12 protein-coding genes are annotated in these 16,274 nt (G+C 59.1%); 9 read left to right on the forward strand and 3 right to left on the reverse strand.

From position 1 onward, the window contains the following. Positions 1–91 precede the first annotated feature (91 nt). Together ACLKOZ_RS22230 and ACLKOZ_RS22235 are read left to right on the forward strand one after the other, a co-directional pair. On the forward strand, positions 92–1,066 hold the full coding sequence (locus ACLKOZ_RS22230) for a carbohydrate ABC transporter permease (RefSeq protein ID WP_436478415.1): 975 nt from the start codon (positions 92–94) through the stop codon (positions 1,064–1,066). Continuing rightward, positions 1,063–1,920 (forward strand): carbohydrate ABC transporter permease, encoded by an 858-nt coding sequence (locus tag ACLKOZ_RS22235; protein WP_436478416.1) that lies wholly within the window; start codon positions 1,063–1,065, stop codon positions 1,918–1,920. Before ACLKOZ_RS22230 ends, ACLKOZ_RS22235 begins: the two co-directional genes overlap by 4 nt. A gap of 263 nt (positions 1,921–2,183) precedes the next feature. Here the strand turns inward: ACLKOZ_RS22235 and ACLKOZ_RS22240 are convergent, their stop codons facing one another. After that, positions 2,184–3,152 (reverse strand): LysR family transcriptional regulator, encoded by a 969-nt coding sequence (locus ACLKOZ_RS22240; protein ID WP_436478418.1) that lies wholly within the window; start codon positions 3,150–3,152, stop codon positions 2,184–2,186. 76 nt (positions 3,153–3,228) lie between these two features. Continuing rightward, the gene (locus ACLKOZ_RS22245) at positions 3,229–4,695 is read right to left on the reverse strand and encodes an aspartate ammonia-lyase (protein WP_436478420.1); all 1,467 of its coding nucleotides are present in this window, start codon (positions 4,693–4,695) and stop codon (positions 3,229–3,231) included. A 238-nt stretch (positions 4,696–4,933) separates the two neighbouring features. On the opposite strand from ACLKOZ_RS22245, the gene hisD reads away from it, so the two are divergent. From hisD to ACLKOZ_RS22265, 4 genes are all read left to right on the forward strand, one after another. After that, on the forward strand, positions 4,934–6,232 hold the full coding sequence (gene hisD / locus ACLKOZ_RS22250; protein WP_436478422.1) for a histidinol dehydrogenase: 1,299 nt from the start codon (positions 4,934–4,936) through the stop codon (positions 6,230–6,232). A gap of 182 nt (positions 6,233–6,414) precedes the next feature. Continuing rightward, the gene (gene treS, locus ACLKOZ_RS22255; RefSeq protein ID WP_436478424.1) at positions 6,415–8,697 is read left to right on the forward strand and encodes a maltose alpha-D-glucosyltransferase; all 2,283 of its coding nucleotides are present in this window, start codon (positions 6,415–6,417) and stop codon (positions 8,695–8,697) included. A 359-nt stretch (positions 8,698–9,056) separates the two neighbouring features. Next, entirely contained in the window at positions 9,057–9,302 is a 246-nt protein-coding gene (locus ACLKOZ_RS22260; protein WP_436478425.1) for a hypothetical protein, read from the forward strand. A 505-nt stretch (positions 9,303–9,807) separates the two neighbouring features. Then, positions 9,808–10,404, forward strand: a complete 597-nt coding sequence (locus ACLKOZ_RS22265) for a uridine kinase family protein (protein WP_436478427.1) — start codon at positions 9,808–9,810, stop codon at positions 10,402–10,404. Between the two features lie 15 nt (positions 10,405–10,419). On the opposite strand, the gene ACLKOZ_RS22270 is transcribed toward ACLKOZ_RS22265, so the two are convergent. Beyond that, positions 10,420–11,340, reverse strand: a complete 921-nt coding sequence (locus tag ACLKOZ_RS22270) for a LysR family transcriptional regulator (protein WP_436478429.1) — start codon at positions 11,338–11,340, stop codon at positions 10,420–10,422. 136 nt (positions 11,341–11,476) lie between these two features. Here ACLKOZ_RS22270 and ACLKOZ_RS22275 point away from each other — a divergent pair, with 136 nt between their 5' ends. The 3 genes from ACLKOZ_RS22275 to ACLKOZ_RS22285 all read left to right on the forward strand — a co-directional run bounded on the left by ACLKOZ_RS22275 (position 11,477) and on the right by ACLKOZ_RS22285 (position 15,596). Next, positions 11,477–12,637, forward strand: a complete 1,161-nt coding sequence (locus ACLKOZ_RS22275; RefSeq protein ID WP_436478431.1) for an iron-containing alcohol dehydrogenase — start codon at positions 11,477–11,479, stop codon at positions 12,635–12,637. A 117-nt stretch (positions 12,638–12,754) separates the two neighbouring features. After that, on the forward strand, positions 12,755–14,260 hold the full coding sequence (locus ACLKOZ_RS22280) for a CoA-acylating methylmalonate-semialdehyde dehydrogenase (RefSeq protein WP_436478432.1): 1,506 nt from the start codon (positions 12,755–12,757) through the stop codon (positions 14,258–14,260). 310 nt (positions 14,261–14,570) lie between these two features. Then, the gene (locus ACLKOZ_RS22285; RefSeq protein WP_436478433.1) at positions 14,571–15,596 is read left to right on the forward strand and encodes a Gfo/Idh/MocA family protein; all 1,026 of its coding nucleotides are present in this window, start codon (positions 14,571–14,573) and stop codon (positions 15,594–15,596) included. Positions 15,597–16,274 lie beyond the last annotated feature (678 nt).

The following is a 16,274-nucleotide window of genomic DNA, read 5'->3' on the forward strand; positions in this document are numbered from 1 at the left end:
TGGGTGACTTCTGTCAGACACTCCTGGGCGCCAAAACCGACGCAAAAACCGCCCTGACCAAACTCCAAAACGAAATCAAGTCAGTCATATCATGAGCTCCTCATCACTTATCCACACACCCGCCAAGCGGGTGAAAGCAGAGCCTACGCCGCCACCAAAGAAAGCGCGAGGGCGGAAATCGCGCAAACCGCGTGAACGTGTCCCGGGCCAGTCGCGGTCAACCTTTGCCATTCTGATCGCTCCTTCTGTAATCATCCTGTTGCTGACAAATGCGTACCCGATTGCCTATGCAACCTTCCAAAGCGTTCATGACGGCTCCTTGATTCACGCCGGGGAGTTTGTCGGGCTGGACAATTTCGCGAAGGTCCTCGCCAGCGAAACCTTCTGGCAGGCTGCCGGTTTCACCGTCACTTTCACGGTCGTGGGCGTCTTCGGCAGTTGGACGGCCGGTCTGGGGTTGGCGTTGCTCCTGCAGAAGAGGATTCCTGGCCGGGGCCTGCTGAAGACACTGCTGTTGCTGCCATGGGTTGTTCCCGTCGTGGTCTCAGCGACTTCATGGAATTGGCTTTTGGCAACAGATACCAGTCCCGTACCGACTTTAATGCGTTCCCTCGGGTTGGGGGACCAGAGGTTCCTTTCCGATCCATTCCTGGCTCAAGTCACTGTCTGCCTCTTCATCGTTTGGTTGAACTTTCCATTCATGATGCTGATGATGAGCGCGGCGCTGACTTCTGTTGACGAAAGCGTCTACGAAGCCGCGAAAATTGACGGCGCCACTCCTCGCCAACAATTTCTGCACATGACGCTTCCGATTATCGCCAAGCCGACCTACATCTCGTGGGTACTAATGACCATCTTCTGCGTCAACGAATTCCCGGCGATCTGGCTGCTCACTCACGGCGGCCCCGTCGGTTCAACAAGCACACTGGTAGTCCTGGCGTATCGGACAGTATTCCAGAACTTCCAGACAGGCCCAGGTGTTGCCATTGCCTTCATCATGACTATCACCTTGGCCACTATCGCAACGGTACTCTTCCGCCAGATTCGAAAGTCGACAATCGAATGACCGCTCTCAACGCAGCCCGGGCGGCAACAGCTCTGCCCGGCAAGAATCTTGATCCAGCTGAGAAGGGCAAGTGGAAACGATTCTCGGTCCTCCTCGTCATTGCCCTGTTGGCCCTTATTCCCATCATGGGAACCGTCATCCTCTCCCTGCGCGCCAACAACGGCACCGGAGGATTGACACTGGACAACTTCATCTCCGTGGCAACGGAGACCCAGGTTCTCGCCTGGCTGCTGAACAGCTTGCAGGTAACGCTCGCCACAGTTGTCGTGTCAGTGTGCGTGGCCGCGCCGGCAGGCTATGTCCTCTCACGGGGACGGAGTCGGCTGGTTGAAGGGTACTCACTGCTGTTGTTCGTCATTCAGTCCCTGCCAGTGATTACATCCGTGATTCCGTTGTTCATTCTTTTCAGTGGCATCGGTTTGGCGGACAACCTGGTCGGCATCACTATCCTGTACGTCGGGACTTCTATGTCTGTCGCCACTTGGATGATGGCTTCCTACATGGACGGGATACCGGGCAGCTTGGAGGAAGCTGCCTGGATCGATGGTGCCTCCGTGTTCGGAAGTTTCTGGCACATCGTGCTGCGAAACTCCCTCCCTGGTGTCCTTTCCACGGCGATTTTCACATTCCTTATTTCATGGAATGACTACCTGATAGCCTCGATCTTCCTTCGGTCAGCTGGCACTTTCACGCTTCCGATCGGTGTCCAGACGTTCTTCCAGCAGTATTCAACGGACTGGGGCTCCGTGATGGCCGTTGCGGTCATCATGATGCTTCCGCCAACAATCATTTTTGTGTTCTTGAACAAATATTTCAGCGTTGGAGGCGTAGCCGGCTCCCTCGCCGGACGCTAGCACCCTGCGTGAGTCGAGAATGACTGTGGCCCCGTCCTTTCCTGGACGGGGCCACAGTCTTTTTTTCACCAGCGGGTCTTGAGCTGTTGTCGGTGGAATGACCCGCTGCGGCAGCCATCCTTGGCCGCGTCCGCCATTACTACCCCGGATGCCTTTTCTGGGTTGAGCAGTGCGGGCAGGACTGACAAACAGAAGCCCCAAGGTAAGCCGTCAACTTCTGCGCACTTTGCGCCTCGCCCTCGAAAAATCTGGCACTCGGGGGCTCAGCGTGCCTCTTCCAGGAATGCCTCGATATCGTGTCCGCCGTCGAGTATTGCGGCCGTTCCATGATCTGAGGTCTGATGATCTATCAGCGCGGCATGCGCCAGTCTCGCCATTTCCTTTGTGGCAGGTGACAGGAGCTGACCATGGCGCTTGATGAGAGCGAGCGTGTCGTACATCGGTTCCGCGAGCGACACAGTGTGCAACCCGCGGGGCAGCACCTCAGACTCGATAGCTGCCCGGCAGGCAATGGTGTCACCGAAGCCGTCGGCCGCCAGCGAGAGTGCAGCGGAGAGATATTCCACCTCGATGCTGGCATTCAGCGAAAGTCCCTCAAGTTGTGCCCTGGCGGATAGCTGCTTACGGGCCGGGTCCGTTTGCGCATAGTGGGCGTCATAGAGGATGAGCGAGGTGCTGCAGATGGCCTTGATGCTCGGCGGGGTCTTCGCCCTCTCCGGGCTTGCACTTACATAAACGACTTCATCGCGTGCCAAGGGCAGGACGTCAAGTCTGTCATCGTCGACAGGTAGGGTCACTAGACCTGCTTCCAGATGGCCGTTGACGACATCACTAACGGTTTCAGCACTGTTTTGGCCCACGAGCCGGATACGCACATCGGGATGCTTTTGACGGAAGCGTTTTGCAAGATCCTGTCGGATGTAAAACTCAGCGTTGCGGAGCAGGCCAAAGGTAGCTGTCCCTCCCCCCAGAGAAAGAAGAGCGTTGACCGCTTCGGTTCCCTGCTTCGCCGAAAATACTGTCTGTTCAGCGTAGGGAAGCAGCTGCTCACCGGCCGCCGTCAGTACCAGTGATCGACCGCTCCTGTTGAAAAGCGAAGTGCCGAATTCAGTTTCCAGCCGACGGATCAAGTCAGATACTGCGGGCTGAGTCATGCCAAGTGTGACCGCAGCTGCAGTAAACGTCTGTCCGGTCGCTGCAGCGACAAAAGCTTCTAATTGGGCCAGAGTCATAAGTCAATCCTATAGCTAGCCAAGAAAATCTTAGAGAACTGCCCTGCGGAGTTTCAAAGTAAGAGTTGGCTAATGCCTATTCGTCGATGCCGATGGTCCGCTGACTATGCTCCGTGAGCGGTGCCATCCTTCCATAGCCTCCCGCAGCAATGGATTGCGGCTTGAGAACGAGCTCCAGAAGGTCTCGCTCGAGCAAATTCTGCTCCAATACAAGGTCCACGACGGGCGTCCCTGTCCGCAGCGCCTCTGCCGCGATTCTCCCTGATTCCTGATACCCGAGATAGGGGCTGAGCGCTGTAACAATGCCGATGCTGCGAGCCACATGATCTTCCAATGTCGTCTCGTTGGCACTGATTCCGGCGATGCAGTAGTCCGCAAGGGTGATTGAAGCCTCAGACAGGTGATCAATGCTGCGGAAAATGCATGCTGCGATGATGGGCTCGAATGGGTTGAGCTGCAGTTGTCCCGACTCGGCGGCAAGGGAGACGGTGACATCAAATCCAATGATTTCGAAGGCAACCTGATTGACCAGTTCAGGGATCACCGGGTTCACCTTCCCTGGCATGATGCTGGAGCCCGCTTGTCTGGGCGGCAGGTTGATCTCATTAAGGCCCGCCCGCGGCCCGGAGGAGAGGAGTCTCAGATCGCTGCTGATTTTAGACAGTTTTACAGCCGCCCTTTTGATGGTGGCCGAGAGGAGAACGAATACCCCGCAATCCTGTGTCGCCTCGACAAGATCGGGACTGATGAGGACGGGAAAGCCGGTAATGCACTCAAGCCTCTCCCGAACAGCGGCCGAGAACTCAGGATGCGTATTCAGTCCGGTGCCAATGGCTGTGGCACCAAGATTGATCTCATGCAGGTGGGCGGCTGCTTCTTTCAGCCGCTCAACATCCTCGCGGATAGTTACGGCATAACTCCTAAACTCTTGCCCGAGTGTCATCGGCACCGCGTCCTGCAGCTGAGTGCGGCCCATCTTGACGATATGGTCAAACTCACTGGCCTTCGCTTCACACGCACGGCAGAAGTGCTCCAAAGCCCTGCTAAGGCGGCTGCAGCCGGCAATGGCGGCAACTTTCAGTGCGGTCGGGTATACGTCGTTCGTGGATTGGCCAAGATTGACGTGATCAGTAGGGCTAACCACCTGGTATTCGCCTTTGGGGTGGCCCAGGTGCTCCAATGCAAGGTTGGCTATCACCTCGTTTGCATTCATGTTCGTCGATGTTCCAGCGCCTCCCTGAATCAGAGAAACCGGGAATTGGTCAGAGTGCTGGCCGGAGCGAAGTTGCTCGCAGGCGACGACGATAGCGTCGCCCACTTCCGGGGCCAGCAACCCGAGAGCAACGTTGGCCTCGGCACTGGCCTGTTTCACTGCAGCGAGGGCAGGGACCAGGCCGGCAACGCTTCCGACTGAATCACCCGCTAGGCGAAAGTTTTCCTTCGCCCTCAGCGTGTGGACTCCCCAATAGGCATCCCCGGGCACCTCACGGGCACCCAGAAGGTCAGTCTCCCGGCGGACACGCGGAGAACTTACTGATTCCATGCTGCTTCACCCAACCATCTGTAGATCCGCGGCACTCAATTGCGCCGCAACATAACTAAAGCTTTTAGAACTTGGCTTTAGCATAAGTGTTAGCTGTGAAGCTGTGAAGAGCCCTAAACATAAGGAAACCTTAGAGACTATGGTCGGATGAGGGGCAGAATGCTATGGTTAAGTCGTTTCTGAGACATGGAGCACACGCACTTCCGCGCTTTGGCTCCACAAACGAAAGAGAAATCCATTGCGCACTTTCCTGAAAAACGCAGAAGTCACGGTCTCCGAACCAACTTCCACCGCCGGTGTCCGCGAGACCGTTGAGGGCGTCATTGCTGACGTACGGGCCAGGGGCGATGAAGCCGTCCGCGCCTACTCCGAAAAGTTCGATTCCTGGTCCCCGGAGTCCTTCCTCCTCTCCCAAGATGAGATCCAGGCAGCTATCGCCCGCCTTCCCGAGCAGACAGTGACGGACATCAAGACGGTCCAGCACAATGTGGAATGCTTTGCCCAATTGCAGCTCGCGTCCTTGAAGGATTTCGAATCAGAAGTCGAGCCTGGTGTCATTCTGGGGCAGAAGAACATCCCGATTGACGCCGTTGGCGCCTATGTGCCCGGAGGCCGGTACCCGTTGCTCGCATCGGCGCACATGACCATCGTGACGGCAAAGGTTGCTGGAGTTCGGCGGGTCGCTGCCGCCACACCTGCCGCCGGCGGAGTTGTGCCAGACGCCTCGATCGCCGCTATGCACTTTGCCGGTGCAGACGAAATCTACCTTCTTGGAGGTGTCCAGGCAGTAGCCGCCCTGGCGGTCGGAACCGAAACGATTGCCCCTGTGGACTTCCTGGCAGGGCCCGGTAACGCCTACGTTGCAGAAGCAAAACGCCAGCTTTTCGGCGAAGTTGGCATCGACCTCTTTGCTGGCCCAACCGAGGTGCTCATCATCGCCGATGAATCAGCAGATCCGTTCCTGATCGCTGTGGACCTCATCAGCCAGGCCGAACACGGCCCCGACTCACCCGCCATCCTGGTCACGACTTCCGAGGAGGTCGGACGGCGAGTCCTGGAGGAAGTTGACCAGCAGCTTATTGGATTGTCTACCCGGGCAGTAGCCGAAGCAGCATGGCGTGATCATGGCCAAATCATCCGTGTGGACGACCTGACGGAGGCTTACGCGGTATCAGACGAATTCGCCAGTGAGCACGTTCAGGTCCTGACACGTGAACCACGCGAGGCACTTGCGAAGCTGGTGAACTACGGCGCCCTGTTCCTTGGTGAAAACACCTGCGTTTCCTACGGCGACAAGGTAATCGGCACCAACCACGTCCTGCCCACACGGAAAGCAGCGCGCTACACAGGCGGGCTGTGGGTCGGCAAATACCTGAAGACAGTCACCTACCAGGAAATTACCAACGAAGCTGCAAGCGCAGAACTGGGCGAACTTTTGGGTCGCGCCGCACGAGCCGAGAACTTTGAAGGGCATGCCCGCTCAGGGGACATCCGGGCTGCTCGGCTCGCCGGGGCCCGTCCCACCTGGGCCTCCTAGAAGCTTCGTCCCGGCGGTGGCCGCCGTCGGCGGCTCCGCCGGGACTCCCGTGAACCTGCTTGCCGGGTGACGAGCACCCTCTGAAAGACCCGGTTGGTGGATCCGCAAAGTCCACCAGCTCTGGAGCTCTCAAGGACACGTCGGGATACGCTCCCGGTGCAGTTGATCATAAAGGAGGCGGAATGGCCGCAAAAGCAGCTGCGGAGAACGAGGACTACACGGCCACGGCTCCTGAAGACAAGGACGCCGTCGCAGTTCCGGAGATTACGTACGACGAACAGTTTTACCCGGCCAGGCCACGGCCGTTGCGGCCAGCCGCACGCCGTCGCCAGTCGATATCAGAAGGCAAGCCGCCCTTCGATCCCGATGGCCGGAACAGTGTCTACGTTGAGTGGCTCCGGAACCAGTCCATGCTGGGGGACGCGGATGCTTTGGCACGGCAGCTGTCAGGACAGGCGAGCATGTGGCAGAACCCTTACGCCCATCCGGACCCGCGAACCGCGCTGGAACGCGCCTCTGTCTGGTTTACCGCCTACCCGCTCTCGTACATCACAGGAAGCGGCCAGTCGTTCTTGTCGGCGCTGGCCCAAAGCGATCTGTGGGACGCTTTCCAGGAAATCGGCATAGAGGCCTTGCATACCGGACCGGTTAAGCGTGCAGGAGGGCTCTCTGGCTGGGACTACACCCCTAGTGTTGACGGCCACTTTGATCGCATCAGCATGGGTATCGACCCAATCTTCGGCAACGAGGAAGAGTTCCGGGCCATGTGCAAAGCTGCCGTCGAACATGGTGCCACGATTATTGACGACATCGTTCCGGGTCACACCGGTAAGGGCGCAGATTTCCGTCTGGCTGAAATGAACTATCGGGACTACCCGGGTATCTATCACATGATTGACATCCCGGAGGAAGACTGGCACCTGCTGCCTGACGTTCCCGAGGGCCACGACTCGGTGAACATCAGCATCGATGACGAGCGCGCACTCCAGGATGCCGGTTACATCATCGGAGCGCTTCAGCGCGTCATCTTCTACGAGCCGGGCATTAAGGAGACAAACTGGAGCGCCACCAAACCAGTAGTCGATACCACGGGCAAGCTCCGTCGGTGGGTCTACCTTCATTACTTCACGGCTGGCCAGCCTTCCATCAACTGGCTGGATCCCACCTTCTCAGGAATGCGCCTCGTCATGGGCGACGCCCTGCATTCACTTGTCGATTTGGGCACCGGTGCCTTGCGCCTGGACGCGAACGGCTTCCTCGGAGTTGAAAAAAGTGCCGATCAAAGGCCCGGGTGGTCAGAAGGTCACCCGTTGTCGGAGGCTGCCAACCAGCTCCTGGCAAGCATGGTGCGCAAGGTCGGGGGTTTCACCTTCCAGGAGCTGAACCTCACCATCGATGACATCAAGTCCACCTCCCAGACAGGACCGGACTTGTCCTACGATTTCGTCACACGGCCGGCCTACCATCATGCGCTGGTCACATCGGACACAGAATTCCTGCGCCTAACCCTCCGGCTGGCCATGGAACTCGGCGTAGACCAGGCTTCGCTCGTTCACGGACTTCAAAATCATGACGAACTCACCTATGAGTTGGTCCATTTCACGACGAAGCATAAGGACAATTCATTTCAGATCTTCGGAGGCGAACTGACAGGCGCGGAGCTGGCAGCCAGGATCCAAGATGATCTGCGGGAGGGAATCACCGGGGAGTCTGCCCCGTATAACCTCACCTTCACCACCAACGGGATTGCCTGCACTACTGCCAGCGTGATTACCGCCAGCCTGGGCATAACCGACCTCTCGGCTATCTCCGAGGACGACGGGGAACGGATTCGGGACGTCCACATCCTTCTTTCCATGTACAACGCGCTGCAGCCGGGCGTTTTTGCCCTTTCCGGCTGGGACCTCTGCGGCATAGTCACCTTGGAGCGCTCAGAGGTTCGGCCCCTCATAGCTGCCGGCGACACCAGGTGGATCAACCGCGGAGCTCATGACCTGATGGGCATCAATGCGGGCGCCACTGAATCAACCTCGGGCATTCCTAAAGGCAGGAGCCTCTACGGAACGCTCCCCGAGCAACTCAAGAACGATGCATCCTTCGCCCGGAAGCTTTCAAGGGTCCTGGCGGTAAGAAAGGAATTGGGGATAGATAAGGGGGCGCTCATCGACGTTCCCGATGTTTCCCACCCCGGTCTGCTGGTGATGGTCCATCGACTCCCCTCGGAGGCAATCGCGCTCACCGTTCTCAACTTCACTCACCAGGAGCTGTCAGGAACCGTGCGTTCCGAGCAACTCGCGTCAGGTATGGAAATTCGAGACGCCTTCACGGGTGACATCCTCGGCACCGTCGATGACCTTCACAGCTTCTATATCAATCTGCACCCCTATCAAGGCACAGCCTTGACCGCCCACGAAGCGGCCAGTGCTGAACGCAGCCTCCAAGAAGCTTCAGCACCTGATCAGTGATTACCAGTCCGCGGCAAGACCACGAAGGAGAAATGACGTGACACGTATCAACGCAGAAAGTGGCACTACGGGCCAGGACCCCGCGCGTGGGTTTTTTGCCCGGGTACTTCAAGCATTCGGCGGCCGCGGCCAGCAACAATCGTCTCAGCGAAACGATCCGCCCGACTTGCCGCCACCTTGGACGGACACCATGCTTCCTACGGGAAGCCTCTTCAGCACGATCCAGGCTGCCCGCAGGATGTCTTTGGAAAAATGAGCTCGGCGGCGATCGATCGTTAGCTGACCGCAGCCCCCTCGTCGGGTTCTCATTTCCCGTCAGGGTGGATACAACCTCGGTCCAGAACTACAGGAACGACATCATGATCTTTGAAAAAGTCACTGAAGAACTCACGGCCCAGGACCGAAACCTGCGAATCCAACACGACTGGATTTCGGCGAAAGGCAGTTATGTGCAGGTGCGGCATGAGGACCGACCCCGACAACAGGGAGTCGTAGAGGATGTCACAGATGACGGCGCAATACTTTGGATCGCCGCCCACGGTCCCTACACGCGCAGGATGATCCTTCGTTCCGAGGGCTATGAAGTCTGGATAGCACCACTGTAGGTTCTGCGCCGGGCGGTCTTAAGATTCCCGGGAGCTCGCCAGCTTTCGACCCTGGCACTCCGGCCTCCGAGAGGCTGCAGGCAGCAATCGACAAGAACAGTAGTGCAGCCACCGCCAGGATGCCTAGGGCGAAGAGCACCGGGACGTCCGTGTAGCTGGGGCGGATCGTCAGGAGTAGAGCGGAGGAAGCGACCAGACACGCAAGAGCTCCCGCAAAGCTTCCGGCAGCAACGGCGGCGGATCCGCACAAGGCACGCCGCTCCGGTCCTTTGAACATGTAGTTCTGATCCACAGAGTCCTCTCGGGGTGCTCCCGTGAGCAACCAATAGATTCTGCTTTGAATCTACACACCCGTTGTATCGGCAACACTTCCTGACGATTGCAGGGACGTTACACCGCAGGGGCAACCATTAGGGTTTACAAAGTCAGCTCAACCAGAAGCACGACCACGTGGAGGAAAAGCTTGGCGGCAGGTACAGAAAACCTTCAGCGGCCATGGGAAGTTATGCCGCTACAAGCGCTCGTCACCCGGCTTTTCCTGCCAGCGGAAGCGCCGACGGGCAGGCCCAAAGTCATTGCCATCGATGGCCGCGGCGGAGCCGGAAAGACCCATCTTGCCTCACGTCTTCAACAACACATTCCCCGCTCTACGGTCGTCCACACCGATGACGTTGCCTGGTACCATTCCTTCTTCGGCTGGCAGGCACTGATGATTGATGGCGTCCTGAAGCCCGTCTGGCAGGGCGAAGAAGTCTATTACCGGCCGCCGGGCTGGGTAAGCAAGGACAGGGCCGGGTCAATCAAGGTGCCAGCGGGGTTGGGCCTTGTGGTTGTAGAGGGAACGGGTGCTTCACGGCCGGAGCTGCAGCCATGGCTTGACGCGTCCATATGGGTACACTCGGACCCCTATACGGCGGCAGACAGGCTCGTCCAACGCGATGGCGACGCGGAGGCTGAAAGGCTTCTCCGGCAAGAGTGGGATGCAGAAGAAGAGCCCTTCTTGCGTTCATACCAGCCTTGGAGCGGAGCAACGATAATCATCGATGGCACGTCGGCTCTTACTCATTCAGAGCACGAAGTTGTTGTCGCCGGCACCGCATAGTAGAGAAGACTGCAACTATTGCGGAGTGCCACCAGGGACACCAGGGACGGGCTCCAGATACGGGTGGGCGATAACCAACTCCCTTAGAGCCTCTTGGGCAGCGCGGATCCGGGCCAGCCGTTGCAGCTCCCGAGGAACAGCCAGCCAATACTTGCGCTTTATGGACACCGAGCCCTCGAGGATTCGGACAAGGCGGCGGTCAGGCTCAGCAATAAAAGACGGAAGTACGGCAACGCCAAGCCCTGCGGCTGCAGCCATCCACTGCCCCGTGATGTTGTTCGTCTGGATGCCTGGGCGGACACCAGGAAGTGCTGCGTCCAAGAAACGAAGTGCCGGGATATCCAAGAGAGAATCAACGTAGCCGATGAGGGAATGATGAACGAGCTCATCTACATCGGATATTGGCCCGCATCGCTGCAGGTACTGTGTGCTTGCATAGAGTCCTAACGGATACTCGGCAAGTTCGGAGGCCTCCACTCCACGGATCGTCGGTCTTGCCAGTGAGATACCCACATCGAATTCCTTTGACGCCAGCAGGTTCAGGCGGGTTGCGGTAACTATCTCCACATTCAGGTCCGGGTACCTTCTTCGCAGATTTCCCAGCCCAGGGCTGATAACAAACGCTCCAAACCCGTCAGGGGTTGCAATCCGCAAAGTGCCAGACAACCGCCCTGGCGAGGAACCCAGCTCCTCGGCTGCAGCAAGCAACGATGATTCAACGGCCTCGGCGTGCACGGCGAGGCGTTCTCCGGCCTCGGTGAGCTCCCACCCTCCAGGGGCCCGCACGAACAGTCGCGCACCACTGGCCTTTTCCAGCTGCGTGATCCGTCGGCCTACCGTCGTGTGATCAACTCCCAAGCCCCGTGCGGCGGCGACCAGTCTGCCCGTTCGGGATACTTCCAGGAAAAACCGCAGGTCATCAGCAGAGATCAGCATTCGTTTATCCTATCGTGCAGATTTGCACAGGCGAGTGCCTTTTTAGGCATTGTCTGGGCATGAATGCCATGCCACGCTTGGTGGAGTTTCTTATTCGAAGTCCGCTTGTCGCGGCGAAACAAAACAAAGGTGTTTCATGGTTGCCAGCATCGCTCTTCCCCGTCTTATGCGTGCCGGCGGGGGCGCCGTCGACGAGACGGGGACCTTGGTCAAGGACCTCGGCGGAAAGCGTCCTCTGATTGTTACCGATGCTTTTATGGTCACTTCTGGCCTCGTTGAGATCATTACAGGGGCACTGCACAAGAGCGGGCTGGAAGCGGCGGTATTCTCAGGAACGGTGCCTGATCCCACGACCGACTCTTTGCGGGCGGGCGTGGCCGCTGTTAAAGAACATAGCGCGGATATCATCATCGGCCTCGGCGGTGGAAGCGCCATAGATACAGCCAAAGCACTTGGCATCTTGAGCCGGCAAGGCGGCGAGATGCGCGACTACAAGGCGCCGAGGAACAACATTGGGCCCGCGCTTCCGGTAGTGGCAATTCCCACGACCGCAGGGAGCGGCTCTGAAGCCACGCAATTTACGATCATCAGCGACTCGGAGACGAGCGAAAAAATGCTGTGCGCCGGCATAGCATTCCTGCCCGCGGCTGCCATCATCGACCACACACTTACTTTGTCTATGCCACCTCGGTTGACTGCTGACACGGGCATCGATGCTTTGACCCACGCCATTGAAGCCTTCGTGAGCAAGAAGGCCAATCCCTTCTCGGATGCTTTCGCATTGTCGGCCATTAGGACTATCGGGACGAACCTGAGAAAAGTCTACAAAGACGGTTCCGATCAGGCAGCCCGGGAAGCCATGATGCTGGCGGCGACACAAGCAGGCATCGCCTTTTCCAACTCCAGCGTCGCTCTGGTTCATGGCATGAGCAGGCCCATAGGTGCTCACTTCCATGTGGCACACGGCCTGGCCAACGCCATGCTGTTCCCGGCCGTCACAGAGTTCTCTGTAACAGCAGCCGAGGCTCGGTATGCCGAATGTGCGCGGGCCCTGGGAGTCGCTTCTTCAGCTGCATCTGATAAGGAAGCCTCAGCGGCGCTCGTGACAGAACTTCACTCCATCAATGCGGACCTCGACGTTCCCACCCCGGAAGTGTTCGGGATTGATCGTCACGCGTGGGAATCCAAGCTCCCGCTCATGGCCGAACAGGCGCTGTCTTCCGGTTCCCCGGCGAACAACCCCGTCATCCCTGATGCACAGCAAATTCAGGAGATTTACGCGGGCATTTACGCCTAATTCCTGCGCCCCTTCTCAGGCTCCGCCTGAGCGGGGGGAACCAACCCTTTCATCCAGATCCTTAACATCCGGGGTGCTTTCGGCACCCCCCGGCGCTCTAGCCAGAAAGACCAAAAAATGACTACGACGACCACCGTCATCAACCACTTCATCAACGGCACGGTAAACGCTGGCTCTGGTACCCGCACGCAGCCCGTCTACAACCCGGCTACCGGGCAGGTCTCCGCCCAGCTGCGCCTGGCCAACCGGGCGGACCTGGACGCCACCGTTGCCGCCGCCCGGAAAGCCGCCGACACCTGGGGCGACATCTCCCTGGCCAAGCGCACCGCCGTGCTGTTCAAGTTCCGCGAACTCGTCGCAGCCCACGTGGACGACCTCGCCCAGCTGATCACCGCCGAGCACGGCAAGGTCCTCTCCGACGCCAAGGGCGAGATCGGACGCGGCCTGGAAGTCATCGAATACGCCTGCGGCATCCCCACGCTGGTCAAGGGTGACTACTCGGACCAGGTGTCCACCGGCATCGACGTGTTCAACTTCCGCGAGCCCCTCGGCGTGGTGGCCGGGATTACCCCGTTCAACTTCCCTGTGATGGTGCCGCTGTGGATGGCCCCGATGGCGATCGCCACCGGCAACGCCTTCATCCTCAAGCCCTCCGAGCGCGACCCCTCGGCCTCCATGCTCCTGGCCAAGCTGTGGAAGGACGCCGGTCTGCCCGATGGCGTGTTCCAGGTCCTGCACGGCGACAAGGAAACCGTTGACGGGCTCCTGACCCACCCTGACGTGGACGGCATCTCCTTCGTCGGCTCCACGCCGATCGCACAGTACGTCCACGAAACCGCCACCAGGCACGGCAAGCGCGTCCAGGCCCTGGGCGGGGCGAAGAACCACGCCATCGTCATGCCGGACGCGGACCTGGACAACGCAGCCGACCACCTCGCAGCAGCCGCCTTCGGTTCCGCCGGGGAGCGGTGCATGGCCATCTCCGTTGCCGTCGCCGTCGCAGACGCCGCGGACCTGATCGTCAAGAAGGTCGAAGAGCGCGCCCTCGCCGTCAAGGTCAACAACGGCACCGCCCCCGACGCCGAGATGGGTCCTGTCATCACTCCGGCGTCCAAGGACCGCATCGTCAGGATCGTCACGGAAGCCGAAGCCGCCGGCGCGGCCATGGTGGTTGACGGCCGCGACCTCGTGGTTCCCGGCCACGAAGACGGTTTCTGGGTCGGCCCCACCGTGATCGACCACGTCAAAACCGAAATGACCGCCTACACCGAGGAAATCTTCGGACCTGTCCTCGTGGTGGTCCGGGTCGACACCCTCGAGGACGGCATCACGCTCATCAACGCCAACCCCTACGGCAACGGCACCGCCATCTTCACCTCCTCCGGCGCCTCCGCCCGCAAGTTCCAGCGATCCGTCACCGTCGGCATGATCGGGATCAACGTGCCCCTGCCCGTCCCCGTGGCCTACCACTCCTTCGGCGGCTGGAAAGCCTCCCTCTTCGGCGACAAGCACATCTACGGCCCCGAAGGCGTGTCCTTCTACACCCGCGGCAAGGTCATCACCTCCCGCTGGCCCGAACCCACCCACGCCTCCGGCGCCTCCTACAACTTCCCCTCAAACTAGCCACGACATACGTAACCAGGCCTCGGTGCACGGATGAAACGACTCACGACAAATGCCCGCCCCGGGGGAAGAGCCCAGAGGAACATTCACTCAGCCTTCGATGCCCTGAAAATCCTTCGTTATCTGATGGCCGGTCTTGCGCTTGCAGGCGTTGCTGTCTGCTTCCAAGCGCAGGGGACATTGATGCTCGCGGGTGGCCTGGTTGCGCTGGTCACTGGTTGCGGTTGGTTGTCAGCCGATTGGGTCAGCCAGGTAGACCGGCCGGTCCTCGTCACGCACCGCAAAAAAATGAACTACGAAAGGACGCAAAATGGGAGGCCATGACGCCTTGCGTTGGGGGCTCATCGGCGCCAGCGACATAGCCGAAACCCGGATGATCCCCGCCATCGACCGCGTAGGTGACGGGATTCTCGCGGTTGCCAGCGGGGCCCCGGAACACGGTAACGCCTTCGCGCACCGAAACGGCATCCCGCGCTATTGCCAGGGACTGGACGAGCTACTTGAGGATCCCCTCATAGATGCCGTCTACATTTCCAGCAAAAACGATCGTCACGCGGAGCAAACCATTGCAGCTGCCGCGGCGGGGAAGCACGTGCTGTGCGAAAAGCCTCTTGCCACATCGCTTAGTGATGCCCGGTCTATGATTGCTGCCTGCCAAGCTGCTGGCGTCGTGCTGGCCGTGAACCACCACCTTCCCGCCGCAGGAACCCATCAGACCATACGTCGTCTACTGCAGTCCGGTTCTATCGGCCGCCCTCTTTCGGTCAGCGTCAGACATTCGACTCTCCTGCCCGAGCGGCTGCGGAAGTGGCGTCTCGCAGGGGAGCCGGGTGCAGGAGTGGTCATGGACCTGTCCTGTCACAACGCGTCCGTAGTCAATCAGCTGCTGACGACAAAGCCACTGCATGTGATGGCTACAACGGCGCATCAGGGGGACTGGAAGGCACAGGCCGAAGACGCGGCCAGCGCTTCCATTCAATATGAAGACGAGGTCCTCGTCGACTTCCAGGATTCTTTCACCTTGCCGTACAGCGCTTCCTATATTGAAGTGAGCGGGGATAAGGGAACGGTGACCGGTTACGACGTCATGACGCCTGAACCTACGGGAACAGTCGTCATGACTAATGGCAGCGGTCGGCGAGAGATACCTGTGGCAGACCGACGTCATACCTACGACATCACGCTTGCAGCCTTCAAGTCCTCCATTCACGGCGGTTCCCGCCCGATAGTCGATGGAGTGGACGCCATGAACACCCTCGCCATAAGCCTTGCAATCCTTCGTTCAGCGAGCTTGGGCAAGAAATGCGCGATCGACTACACCTCAGCGTCACAGTGAATTTGTCCATAGCGAACGAAAACCATTCGCCGGCCTTCTCCAATTAAGTCATCAGGCGGCCGGTCCACGCGGTTATACGATTTCCGCCATCTTTGCCCAGGCGATTTTGTGCAGGCAGTACGGGGCACTGCGGTCGTCTACTCAGGGACTGTATCCGAGGCCGAGCCAGCGGCTGGTCTGTTCTGGATCAATGGATCGGGAGACAGGGTCACGCCGGCTGATTGACTTCGACGCTTACAGTGTGAGGTTCTCAAGAGCGGGCCAAAAGCGTCCCTCCGTGTAGCGGCCGTGAGCGCAGGGGCGAAGCTCTGCCTAGGCTGCACAGGGACGCCCCAAACATAAGTTTGCTCTTGCAGATGTGCGCTGGTCTCTCGTCGGCTCCACTGGAACACAGTCTCATCCGCCTCATGACAGGCCGGGCGTACTCAGGCCCCGCCGAGGCAAATCGGTAGCGATGCAACCAAAGCTGACCAAAGTTAGTACTTGAGTAAATGGGAAACTTGTGTACTCTTCCTTATGGGATATGTGTGGCTAATCACATCCCTTCCCGGCTGTGCCGGGATGCGTTGCAACGAGTTGGTGCGCCGGCTCTTCAACCCTCAGCTATTGCGAAGGAATCGTCATGAATAAGAACACCCCGCTTGTTTCGGGCATGTCCCGGCGAGGATTTATTTCCCT

It is taken from the genome of Arthrobacter sp. R4 (assembly GCF_051365025.1).
Taxonomy (GTDB): Bacteria; Actinomycetota; Actinomycetes; order Actinomycetales; family Micrococcaceae; genus Arthrobacter.

Excerpts from the sequence above, each read along its gene's own strand:
- ACLKOZ_RS22265 (WP_436478427.1), top strand. The coding sequence starts at position 9,808 with ATGCCGCTACAAGCGCTCGTCACCCGGCTTTTCCTGCCAGCGGAAGCG.
- ACLKOZ_RS22240 (WP_436478418.1), bottom strand. The coding sequence starts at position 3,152 with ATGACTCTGGCCCAATTAGAAGCTTTTGTCGCTGCAGCGACCGGACAG.
- ACLKOZ_RS22235 (WP_436478416.1), top strand. The coding sequence starts at position 1,063 with ATGACCGCTCTCAACGCAGCCCGGGCGGCAACAGCTCTGCCCGGCAAG.
- ACLKOZ_RS22270 (WP_436478429.1), bottom strand. The coding sequence starts at position 11,340 with ATGCTGATCTCTGCTGATGACCTGCGGTTTTTCCTGGAAGTATCCCGA.
- ACLKOZ_RS22230 (WP_436478415.1), top strand. The coding sequence starts at position 92 with ATGAGCTCCTCATCACTTATCCACACACCCGCCAAGCGGGTGAAAGCA.
- ACLKOZ_RS22275 (WP_436478431.1), top strand. The coding sequence starts at position 11,477 with ATGGTTGCCAGCATCGCTCTTCCCCGTCTTATGCGTGCCGGCGGGGGC.
- ACLKOZ_RS22280 (WP_436478432.1), top strand. The coding sequence starts at position 12,755 with ATGACTACGACGACCACCGTCATCAACCACTTCATCAACGGCACGGTA.
- ACLKOZ_RS22260 (WP_436478425.1), top strand. The coding sequence starts at position 9,057 with ATGATCTTTGAAAAAGTCACTGAAGAACTCACGGCCCAGGACCGAAAC.
- ACLKOZ_RS22285 (WP_436478433.1), top strand. The coding sequence starts at position 14,571 with ATGGGAGGCCATGACGCCTTGCGTTGGGGGCTCATCGGCGCCAGCGAC.
- ACLKOZ_RS22245 (WP_436478420.1), bottom strand. The coding sequence starts at position 4,695 with ATGGAATCAGTAAGTTCTCCGCGTGTCCGCCGGGAGACTGACCTTCTG.
- treS (WP_436478424.1), top strand. The coding sequence starts at position 6,415 with ATGGCCGCAAAAGCAGCTGCGGAGAACGAGGACTACACGGCCACGGCT.